Origin of the sequence: Vibrio sp. 10N.239.311.G01, from assembly GCF_041465805.1 — a bacterium.
GTDB classification, from domain to species: Bacteria; Pseudomonadota; Gammaproteobacteria; order Enterobacterales; family Vibrionaceae; genus Vibrio; species Vibrio crassostreae_C.
The window spans coordinates 171,906-183,153 of the sequence record NZ_JBFSRM010000009.1 but is presented as its reverse complement, the minus strand read 5'-3'; the positions used below and the strand labels follow the sequence as shown (position 1 = coordinate 183,153).

General features: G+C 44.1%; 6 protein-coding genes and 1 riboswitch. Of the genes, 3 read left to right on the top strand and 3 right to left on the bottom strand.

What is annotated here, in order from left to right; translation table 11 throughout:
* Nucleotides 1-381 (top strand): transposase (locus AB6D06_RS09925; RefSeq protein ID WP_372110155.1); only part of this gene is annotated, 381 nt, incomplete at its 5' end.
* Between the two features lie 777 nt (nucleotides 382-1,158).
* Here AB6D06_RS09925 and AB6D06_RS09920 read toward each other — a convergent pair.
* Entirely contained in the window at nucleotides 1,159-2,439 is a 1,281-nt protein-coding gene (locus AB6D06_RS09920; protein ID WP_017061334.1) for a sodium:proton antiporter, read from the bottom strand.
* Nucleotides 2,440-2,608: 169 nt separating this feature from the next.
* Between AB6D06_RS09920 and metH the strand changes: the two genes are divergently transcribed.
* On the top strand, nucleotides 2,609-6,286 hold the full coding sequence (metH, locus tag AB6D06_RS09915) for a methionine synthase (RefSeq protein WP_372110154.1): 3,678 nt from the start codon (nucleotides 2,609-2,611) through the stop codon (nucleotides 6,284-6,286).
* A 106-nt stretch (nucleotides 6,287-6,392) separates the two neighbouring features.
* Here the strand turns inward: metH and lysC are convergent, their stop codons facing one another.
* Entirely contained in the window at nucleotides 6,393-7,760 is a 1,368-nt protein-coding gene (lysC, locus tag AB6D06_RS09910; protein WP_136982198.1) for a lysine-sensitive aspartokinase 3, read from the bottom strand.
* Between the two features lie 108 nt (nucleotides 7,761-7,868).
* Nucleotides 7,869-8,046, bottom strand: a riboswitch (Lysine riboswitch).
* Nucleotides 8,047-8,222: 176 nt separating this feature from the next.
* Between lysC and AB6D06_RS09905 the strand changes: the two genes are divergently transcribed.
* Nucleotides 8,223-9,362 (top strand): alanine--glyoxylate aminotransferase family protein, encoded by a 1,140-nt coding sequence (locus AB6D06_RS09905; protein ID WP_017061337.1) that lies wholly within the window; start codon nucleotides 8,223-8,225, stop codon nucleotides 9,360-9,362.
* A gap of 112 nt (nucleotides 9,363-9,474) precedes the next feature.
* Here AB6D06_RS09905 and AB6D06_RS09900 read toward each other — a convergent pair whose 3' ends face one another.
* Nucleotides 9,475-11,238, bottom strand: a complete 1,764-nt coding sequence (locus tag AB6D06_RS09900) for a PglL family O-oligosaccharyltransferase (RefSeq protein ID WP_372101017.1) — start codon at nucleotides 11,236-11,238, stop codon at nucleotides 9,475-9,477.
* Nucleotides 11,239-11,248: the final 10 nt, after the last annotated feature.

Below are 11,248 nucleotides of genomic sequence, written 5' to 3'. Positions count from 1 at the left end.
CCATCGAGAGGGATTGGTGAGGCAATGGTCGTCCCTTGGGTTAACAAAGACATCATGATAAACCATCTAGAGCAGATATCTAAAGTCACAGAAAAAGACCGTCATTCAGTGGTAATAATGGATGGCGCAGGATGGCATACCGATGATATTGCTAACCCATTTGATAATGTCAGTATTATCAAATTGCCGCCATACTCACCAGAGCTTAACCCTATAGAGCAAGTGTGGAGTTGGTTAAGGCAACACTATCTAGCAAACCAAAACTTCATTGATTATAACGATATTGTTTCGAAGGTCTGTAGCGCTTGGAATGGATTTCTTGAGTGCAAAGATCGCGTCACAAAAATGTGTACAAGAGATTGGATTGACCTGATCAGTTAATTTTCCGGATTGGTATAATATACGCCATTAGCAAAGCCGCGGATTCTCCTACTTACCAAAACAGCGCGTGTTGGGAGTCTAAACCTCCAACCTTTCCATATACTAAGCCTCAGCAGAAATACTGGGGCTTTTTTGTATCTGCTGCTTCTACGAAGTAATGTTGGGATAACTAGGCGCTCCTAGCTCACCTGCGTGCTCGAATCTCCGGAGTGCCTACTCATTCCAGCCTTGCCATATTTAAGACTCTAGTCTGCACGTCTCGGCAGAAATGCTAGCGCTTTTTATTCCTGTCATTTTTACAAGTATCACTTGAAGTACCATGTGTTCCTTTAGCTATCTCTATCGAACACTGATTTAGTGCAGCCTTGCGGTATTTAATGACTTAGTTCAAACCGTTCACCACTCATCTAGCTCCACAGTCCTGTTAATAACTAACGCTATTCTAGCGAGACGTTGAGTCCCGTTATTTTTGTTTCCAGGTGAAAGGTGAAGTCTTTCGATTGAAGCTTATATAACTTGAGAGTGGGTTATTGGGTAGACTAGCGAGTGCGCACAAGAACGAGTTCTCTGTATGACTTAACCTACTTAAATAGTTCTGGATACCCACAACAAGGCTTTCGACTACTCAAATACTCGCGGTATCAAATATCGATATAATCTCTATGTTCCACGCATACCTTTCAGCGATAGCTTCAGTATGGGAATTGGTGAGTTTGACTTCCATTGGGTATAAAAAGGCCACCTAAAGTAGTCGGCCTTGGTTGATCTATCTAGGTGTTAATCTAGCTCTTTCTCTGCTTGTTTTGCTTTCTCTATCATAGGAGTGATTGTTGAGCCTTGAACTAGAATAGAGAACACAACAACGGCGTATGTCATGACAAGGATTATCTCTTTTACATCTATTGCTTTGTCTTCAATTACCCAGATACCTGAAGGGATCGAAAGTGCCATGGCTAATGCTAAGCCACCGCGTAAGCCACCCCAAGTTAGAATCTTAATCGACCACGGGTTGTAAGTTCTAAAGCGTTTAAATCCGATGTAAGACAAGAAAACACTCAAGTAACGTGCACTCAATACTAGAGGGACTGCGAACGCCATTAAGATCCAGTCTTCTTGGTGGAATTTGAATAACAGCATCGACATACCAATTAGTAGGAATAATACGCCGTTTAAGAATTCATCTATCAACTCCCAGAAATGATCTAGGTGATCTTCACTCTCTTTCGAGAATCCGATAAAGCGAGTCCAGTTACCAATCATGATACCTGATACCACCATCGCTAATGGGCCTGATACATGTAGAACTTCAGCAAACGCATAACCAGCAGTTGGGATGCCGATGGTTAATAGCAACTCCATCGAGTGGTCATCGGTATTGCTGATTAGGTAGTGGAATACAAGACCTAAAACAAAACCATAGACAATGCCGCCAATCGCCTCTTGAACGAATAGCATGGTCACACTACCGACGGTTGGCGCTTCTGTGCCGAATGCGATAGTAAATAGGGTTACGAAGATAACTAAGCCAAAACCATCGTTGAATAGAGATTCTCCCTCGATTTGAGTAGAGATTCTTCTGGGAGCGTCGAGTTTCTTTACTATTGCTAGCACGGCGATGGGATCGGTTGGAGAGATTAGCGAGCCAAAGAGTAGGCAGTAAATCAGATCAAATTGAATACCGATGAACTGGCAAAACCCGTACAGCACAAAACCGATAAAGAATGTTGAAAACAGCGTAGCACCTAACGCGAGTACTGTTATTTCCCATTTCTGGTCTTTTAGGTTTGGTAATTTGATTCCCAAACCGCCTGCAAATAGTAAGAATCCTAATATCCCTTTTAGAAGGAAATCTTCAAAATTGATACTGGCAACGGTCTCTGAGGCAATGTCTGCCAATTGGAACCAATTATTTTGTCCCGCAATGATAATCAATAGAGATAACATCATTGAGCCAGCTGTGATGGCGATGGTTGTCTGCATTTTACCAATTTTTGTATTCACGAAAGCAATAAGCATGGCTGCAGCGGACAAGAAGCATAAGGTGTAATAGACCGACATTGGGATTCCAACATGTAACAAAGTATGAATATGAATTTTCGTTGTCTCATGCTCAAATAGCAAACATTTTTTTGTCATGACTCAGTAATCAATTTCCTTTTTTAGACGTCTAGACTCCTTTTTAATGTGTGATAGGATGGAGGGATAATTAAAGGAATGAGGTTGTACCGTGGGAAGTAATGTAAGGCAAAAGATTGACGCTCTGTTGAAGCAACGAATTTTACTGATTGATGGTGGCATGGGCACCATGATTCAGGATTATAAATTGGAAGAGCAAGACTATCGTGGTGAACGCTTTGCTGATTGGCACAGTGACTTGAAGGGCAACAATGACCTTTTAGTTCTTACACAGCCTAAGCTTATCAAAGATATCCATATGGAGTATTTGGAAGCTGGGGCTGACATCCTCGAAACCAATACCTTTAACGCTACAACCATCGCTATGGCCGACTATGATATGGAAAGCCTTAGTGAAGAGATTAACTTTGCTGCTGCCAAGCTTGCTCGTGAAGCAGCTGATGAATGGACTGCAAAGACCCCAGATAAACCTCGCTTCGTCGCGGGTGTATTAGGTCCAACCAACCGAACTTGTTCTATCTCGCCTGATGTAAACGATCCAGGTTACCGTAATGTTAGCTTTGACGAACTGGTTGAAGCCTATTCTGAATCGACTCGCGCGCTCATTAAGGGCGGTTCAGATTTAATTCTTATTGAAACTATCTTTGATACGTTAAACGCGAAAGCGTGTGCCTTTGCCGTTGAATCTGTTTTCGAAGAAGTAGGTATCAGTCTGCCAGTGATGATTTCCGGTACCATCACTGACGCATCAGGTCGTACCCTTTCAGGACAGACGACAGAAGCATTCTACAACGCCCTTCGTCATGTAAAACCAATCTCATTTGGATTGAACTGTGCATTGGGCCCTGATGAACTGCGTGAGTATGTCGGTGAGATGTCTCGTATCTCAGAGTGCAATGTTTCTGCTCACCCTAATGCGGGTTTGCCTAATGCATTTGGCGAGTATGACCTTTCTCCTGAGGATATGGCTGAACATGTTAAAGAGTGGGCTGAAAGTGGCTTCTTGAACCTAATTGGTGGGTGTTGTGGTACTACTCCAGAGCATATCCGTCAAATGGCTGAGGCCGTTGAAGGTGTAACGCCGCGTCAATTGCCAGACTTACCAGTTTCTTGTCGTCTTTCGGGACTAGAGCCACTGACGATAGCTAAAGAATCTTTGTTCGTGAATGTAGGTGAGCGGACCAATGTTACCGGCTCTGCACGCTTTAAGCGCCTTATCAAAGAAGAGCTCTACGACGAAGCCTTGAGTGTAGCTCGAGAGCAAGTCGAGAATGGTGCTCAAATTATCGATATCAACATGGATGAAGGGATGCTAGACGCCGAGGCGTGTATGGTTAAATTCCTGAATCTATGTGCTTCAGAACCTGAAATCTCGAAAGTACCTGTTATGGTCGATTCTTCTAAGTGGGAAGTTATCGAAGCTGGCCTAAAGTGTATTCAAGGCAAAGGCATCGTTAACTCAATCTCTCTAAAAGAAGGCAAAGAAAAGTTTGTTGAGCAAGCCAAATTAGTTCGTCGTTATGGTGCTGCTGTCATCGTGATGGCGTTTGATGAAGTCGGGCAGGCTGATACTCGAGAGCGTAAAGTCGAAATCTGTACCAATGCCTACAACATTCTTGTTGATGAAGTCGGTTTCCCACCAGAAGATATTATTTTTGACCCGAATATTTTCGCAGTGGCTACTGGTATCGATGAGCATAATAACTATGCGGTTGATTTCATTGAAGCAGTAGGAGACATCAAACGCGATCTCCCGCATGCGATGATCTCTGGCGGTGTGTCGAATGTTTCATTCTCATTCCGTGGTAATAACTACGTCCGTGAGGCTATTCACGCGGTATTCCTATATCACTGTTTTAAAAACGGTATGGATATGGGCATTGTAAACGCTGGTCAGTTGGAAATTTACGATAATGTTCCAGAAGATCTGCGTGATGCTGTTGAAGATGTCGTACTAAACCGTCGTGATGATTCGACTGAAAGATTGCTGGATATGGCGACCGAATACCTAGAGCGTGCTGTTGGTAAGGTTGAAGATAAATCTGCATTAGAGTGGCGAACTTGGCCTGTAGAGAAGCGTTTGGAGCACTCTTTGGTAAAAGGTATCACCGACTTTATTGTTGAAGATACCGAAGAAGCTCGTGTTAATGCCTCTCGTCCTATTGAAGTGATTGAAGGTCCTCTAATGGACGGAATGAACGTTGTTGGTGACCTGTTTGGTGAAGGTAAGATGTTCTTACCACAGGTTGTAAAGTCTGCGCGTGTGATGAAACAGGCGGTTGCCCATTTAGAACCATTCATTAATGCATCCAAAGAAGTGGGCGCAACTAACGGTAAGATTTTGTTAGCGACCGTTAAAGGTGACGTTCACGATATCGGTAAAAATATCGTTGGTGTGGTTTTACAGTGTAATAACTACGAAATTATCGACTTAGGTGTGATGGTTTCTTGCGAGAAGATTCTCAAGGTAGCGAAAGAAGAGAATGTCGACATTATTGGCCTGTCTGGGCTGATTACACCGTCTCTTGATGAAATGGTACATGTTGCTAAAGAAATGGAGAGACAGGGTTTCAAGCTGCCTCTTCTGATTGGCGGTGCAACCACATCTAAAGCTCACACAGCAGTTAAGATTGAGCAGAATTATTCAGAACCTGTTGTATACGTAAATAATGCCTCGCGTGCAGTGGGTGTTTGTACCTCACTACTTTCTGATGAATTGAAACCCGCTTTCGTTGAGAAGCTGGATATCGATTACGATCGCGTTCGAGATCAGCACAATCGTAAGAAGCCTCGTACCAAGCCTGTCACGCTTGAAAGAGCTCGTGCCAATAAAGTTGCTATCGATTGGGATGCGTATACGCCACCGGCACCCGCTAAGCCGGGAGTTCACATCTTCAATGATTTTGATGTGGCAACTTTGCGTCAGTACATCGATTGGACTCCATTCTTTATGACATGGTCATTGGTTGGTAAATACCCTGCAATCCTTGATCATGAAGAAGTGGGTGAAGAGGCAAAACGTTTATTCAAAGATGCTAATGATTTACTGGATCGCGTAGAGAAAGAGAAGCTGCTTGAAGCGCGTGGTATGTGTGCCATGTTCCCAGCGAACAGTGTTGGTGATGATATTGAGGTGTATACCGATGAATCTCGTACCGAAGTTCTAAAAGTTCTACACAATCTTCGTCAACAAACAGAGAAACCAAAAGGCTTTAACTACTGTTTGTCTGATTACATTGCGCCAAAAGAAAGCGGTAAAGCGGATTGGATTGGTGGCTTTGCGGTTACGGGTGGTATTGGTGAGCGAGAGCTGGCTGATGAATACAAAGCGAAAGGCGATGACTACAACGCGATTATGATTCAGGCGGTTGCTGACCGATTGGCTGAGGCGTTCGCGGAATATCTGCATAAAGAAGTGAGAAAGGATATTTGGGGTTACTCGCCAGATGAGAATTTGTCTAACGACGATTTGATTCGAGAGAAATACCAAGGTATTCGTCCAGCTCCAGGTTACCCTGCTTGCCCAGAGCATACAGAGAAAGGTACGTTGTGGGAGCTGATGGACGTTGAAAAGGCAATCGATATGTCATTAACGACAAGCTACGCGATGTGGCCAGGTGCCTCAGTGTCGGGTATGTACTTCTCTCATCCTGATTCGCGATATTTTGCGATTGCACAGATTCAACAGGATCAAGTAGAAAGCTATGCTGATCGTAAGGGCTGGGATATGTTGGAAGCTGAGAAGTGGTTAGGTCCAAACATTAACTAGTTTGAATCTATGATGAGCTTTGATTCGTAAAGTAAAAAGAGAAAGGGTTGCTAAATAGCAACCCTTTTTGTATTTGTGATTTATCTGTCGATGATAAACGGACTTTCTATTCAAATAATTCTTGGTGCAGTTTTTGAATCGCCAACTTAGAAACAGATTCATTTAGTAAGAAGCACAGGTTGTGTGGGCTTGCACCGTAACAAATCATGCGTAGGTTGAAGTCTTCAAGAGTGCCGAAGACCTGCTTTGCATAGCCTTTGCTTTCACTCATGTTGTTACCAATAAGAGCAACAAGGCATAGGTCGTGTTCAATATCTACAGAACACAGCTCCTCAAGCTCAATGCGAGCGGCTTCAGGTAACTCAGGGGCACCACCAGAGGTATCCGTTTGATCGAGTGTTAGTGAAACACTGATCTCTGAAGTGGTGATAAGATCGACCGAGATCTTATGTTTAGCAAGGATCTCGAATACCTTTGCCAAAAAGCCATAGGCATGGAACATATTAGCGCTACGTAGCGTAACCATGGTTTGGTTGCAGCGTAGGGCAAGCGCTCTAAATAGAGGAGAGCTCTCAACTTCTTGACGAATCCAAGTACCACCTAACTCTGGCGCTTTAGAAGAGCCGACAAATACCGGTATTTGGTGGCGTAGTGCAGGTACTAGAGTCGATGGGTGCAAGATCTTCGCACCAAAGTTTGCCATTTCCGATGCTTCACTAAAGCTGATCTCTGGGATAGGAGAAGCTTTAGGTGCAATACGAGGGTCAGTGGTGTAGATACCCGGAACATCCGTCCAGATTTCTAGACCAATCGCCTGTACAGATTCGGCAATCAGTGCTGCTGAGTAATCACTGCCACCGCGGCCTAAAGTCGTGGTGTTACCTTCGCTATCAGCGCCGATAAAACCTTGGGTAACGACAACTTGTTGTTGGCAAAGTGGAATCAGTTTCTCTTGCGCTAGAGCGGCAATATCTTCTAGTTGAGGTTCGGCTTTACCAAAATCATCATTAGTACGCATCACATCTCTGATATCAAAGCGAACAGCAGGAGTGCCTCGTTCAGAGATGATCTGAGCCAAGATGTGTGTCGACATCAACTCGCCACATGCGACAAGGTGATCCGTCAGTTTAGTACTTGTTTGGAATGATGCGGCCTCTGCAGCGCTCGCAATGTCATCAAGAATGCTGTGGACTTCTTTTTCGATGCTGATTGGATCTGCGAGTTGGTCAAGAATTGCGTTGTGAATGTCCGCTAATTGCGCCATTAGTTCCTGACGACGAGCTTTGTCTTGAACACCATGTGCTAGTTCAACCAGCAAGTTAGTGACACCAGAGCATGCACTACTCACGACCAGTTTCGTGTTTGAGTTGTTTTCAATAATGGCAGCACAACGGCTCATTGCTTCAAAGTTGGCAACACTTGTTCCACCAAACTTAGCGACATTAAAAGAACCAGCTACATTAGATGCACTCACGATATATCTCCCACGACTTCCTAAAATAAAATTACGGTTGGGTAATCCAACGTCCGATGTTTTTCGAAGAGAGTTTTAGAGCAAAAAGAGAGGAATTATTAGAATAGTAACCTCAGAAGCTCTTCACCATATAGAAATGGCGACAGTTGACGGGATTCAGCCCGCTCAACCGATAATAAAGGTCCTGCATCCTTTTATTATCTCGGCACTGCTCCCCATAAATGTTTTGTATTGGAAATGCGGTTCCACAAAACATCTGCCTGGGCAGTGCTCCTCTTCTGCTAGATAGCCGTTTCATTGAACGTTTTTGTGGTAACAATGTCAATCCGTAACTTGAGATAATTGAAAAATAATTTTAACAATTATGTGACAGTGGTTTGACCTCAATACTTATGGCTAATTGCTGAGGTAATCAATTTGCTTTAGGGTGGATTGTTCACAACATTAACGTAAGGGATGTACATGTCTAATTTACCACTCACTACTGCTATCGATAGCTTTTATCCACCACACCGAACGTTAATGGGACCTGGTCCTTCAGATATCTCACCTCAAGTGTTACAGGCTTTGAGCCGTCCAACCATAGGTCACTTAGATCCGCTGTTTATTGCGATGATGGACGAGCTTAAACAGCTTCTTAAATACGCTTTTCAGACTGAAAACGAATTTACGATTGCCGTTTCTGCACCGGGCAGTGCGGGTATGGAGACCTGTTTTGTTAACTTGATTGAGCCTGGTGAAAAGGTGATTGTTTGTCGTAACGGTGTCTTCGGTGAGCGTATGCGAGAAAACGTGGTGCGTTGTGGTGGCGAAGCGATCCTTGTTGATGACGAATGGGGCAAGCCCGTTTCAGTTGAAAAGGTAGAACAAGCATTGGCAGAAAACCCCGATGCCGTTGCTGTTGCATTTGTGCATGCAGAGACATCAACCGGAGCGTTATCTGATGCTCAAGCTATCTCTGCTGTCGCTCGTCAGTTTGATGCGTTAACGATTGTTGATGCAGTGACATCATTAGGTGGTGTGCCATTGCTGGTTGATGAGTGGCAGCTTGATGCGGTTTATTCTGGCAGCCAAAAGTGTCTGTCTTGTGTGCCAGGGCTATCTCCAGTGACTTTCTCTCAGCGTGCGGTTGATAAAATGAAAGCCCGTAAAGCACCAGTGCAAAGCTGGTTTTTGGATCAAAGTTTAGTATTAGGTTACTGGAGTGGAGAAGGTAAGCGTAGCTACCACCATACCGCACCCGTGAACAGCCTTTATGCTCTGCATGAGTCGCTGGTTTTGTTGAAAAATGAAGGCTTAGATAATGCGTGGTCTCGTCATCATGCGATGCACCAAGAGCTTAAAGAAGGCGTAGAAGCTCTAGGGTTAAAGTTTGTGGTTGATGAAGAGAGCCGCCTGCCGCAGCTTAATGCACTTTATTTCCCAGAAGGAATTGATGAGGCTAAGATCAGAACGCAGCTTTTAGAAGAATATAATCTTGAAATCGGTGCTGGGCTTGGCTCTTTGGCTGGTAAGGCATGGCGTATCGGCCTAATGGGTTACGGTGCTCGTAAAGAGAATGTCGCGTTGTGCCTAAAAGCGCTAAAAGATGTTTTGAAGTAGCTGCATGAACTGAAATTAAAAAGAAAAGCGCACGAGAGATCGTGCGCTTTTTTGTATCTACCCCAAGCTCCTACTGCCTACTAAGTGAAGCTTGCGTTGCGAATTCTTAACATTATTCTGCAGACGAAACGTTATCTTCTGCTTGTGACACTTTCTTATACTGAACCTTTGAAAAGTCTCTGTTAGGGAATAAAAAGTTCGCTTCGCTACGAATTTGCTCTGCTTTACTTTCTTCTCCTAGGCCTTGATACGCCAGAATCAGATTGCTGTAGAAAGCCGGTCTTGGTTTGCTCTTAATGACCTCCAGTGACCAATCGATGTAAGGCTGTATAAGGCTCGGGTCGGCTTTGTAGAGGCCGATATTAAGGTAAGTGCTGTATATATCCCAATCGTAGCGATCTTTCCACACCACTGGGTTCGTTACCTGCTTAAGAATGTCCGGATTTTTCGGCTTAGACAGTTCAAACTTAGTCAGTACATAGTTGGTGTGCAGGGCGCTCAACATATAAAAACTGACCAAAATAGGGAGCACTAAGCTCAACACTCTAAATAGGGTCTTGCTGATGATACTGAACGACTGTTGATAATGTCGGGAAGAGCGCTGATCTACCCAGTAAATCAATATAATGAATGTTATCCAGTGAATCGCCGAGTGGTAAAAAGGATACTCAAGTTGAGAGTGCAAAAGGATTGGGATAAATAACGCGAGCAGGGCTAGACGTGTTCCCTTTGCTGAACTTGTTATGCGTGACATCACCAATATTGCAGCAATCAAGATTCCGATGATTGGTACAATCCCCCCTTCAACTCCCCAAAACAGGAACTCATTGTGCGGGTGATCCATTGAAGGAAGACCTGGATGATAGTTCGAGTTGAGTTGATGTTGGCGAGCTGTATATAGCGTGTATTCAGACTCAAATTTCCCGTAACCATAACCTGTAAATGGCTTTTCGATCATCATATCTAAAGCTTGCGGGAACGTATAAGCGCGCGGGCTTTCTAGGTTCGCTTTCTTGCTAGCGAGGCTATCAGTCGCACTTAGGCTGATCACCGAAAAAGCGACGACGACACCGACGAGCACTGATGCGCACCATCCGTAGAAGCGTTTCTTGGTCGAGAACTTGTATAGATAGGGCAGAATGCAGATAAACCCAATGACAGCGGCCAACCATCCGGTACGTGATGCAATGATGATCAGCAAGGGCACGGTTAAGGTTGGAGTTAAATACAGTAGGAATGATTCGCTGATCTTATGGTTATATTTAGCCGGCTGCCTTGCTAAAAGGTAAGCGGACAGCACAAAACCAGTAGCAAGAAAGCTTGCCATTACATTCGGTTGTTGAAATATCCCATATGGTCGGTTTGCAGCAGTGTTGTAGCCAAATAGGTTGCCAGGTTCTAATAAGAAATATTGCACATAGCCAAATAGTGCTTGTATAACAACAGCAAGTACAATGAACCACAACATACGTTGCTTGTGTTTATTGCTGAACTTAAATTGCTGCAGCACCACAAATAAGGCAAAGCCCGCCCACAATCCAAGCAAGCGTCCTGACGCTCCTTGAGGTGCAGCATTGCTGTATAAAATGGGTAGCGTGAGTATGATGCAGCTAATCAACAAGCCAATTGTTAATTTGGAATACTTGAGTACTCGATTGGTCGCGAGTTGGTAAAAGCCAATCGCTAGCGTGAAGCTTAGCGCTAGCCAAGTGGTAGGGTTAAAGGATAGAGCAAGGCCCGAACCACCAGGATTCGGCATAAAAAAATGCATAGCTAACAAGAATACAACAGCTAAAGAAGCCAGAAATGCTTTGTTGAGTGGTAGCTGAGTGACCTGATTTTCTAGCTGAGTACCGCTAGTGTGTATTGTTGCCATAAATCCCTAA

Coding starts and splice junctions, on each gene's coding strand:
- AB6D06_RS09920 (WP_017061334.1), bottom strand. CDS start 2,439: ATGTCGGTCTATTACACCTTATGCTTCTTGTCCGCTGCAGCCATGCTT.
- AB6D06_RS09905 (WP_017061337.1), top strand. CDS start 8,223: ATGTCTAATTTACCACTCACTACTGCTATCGATAGCTTTTATCCACCA.
- AB6D06_RS09900 (WP_372101017.1), bottom strand. CDS start 11,238: ATGGCAACAATACACACTAGCGGTACTCAGCTAGAAAATCAGGTCACT.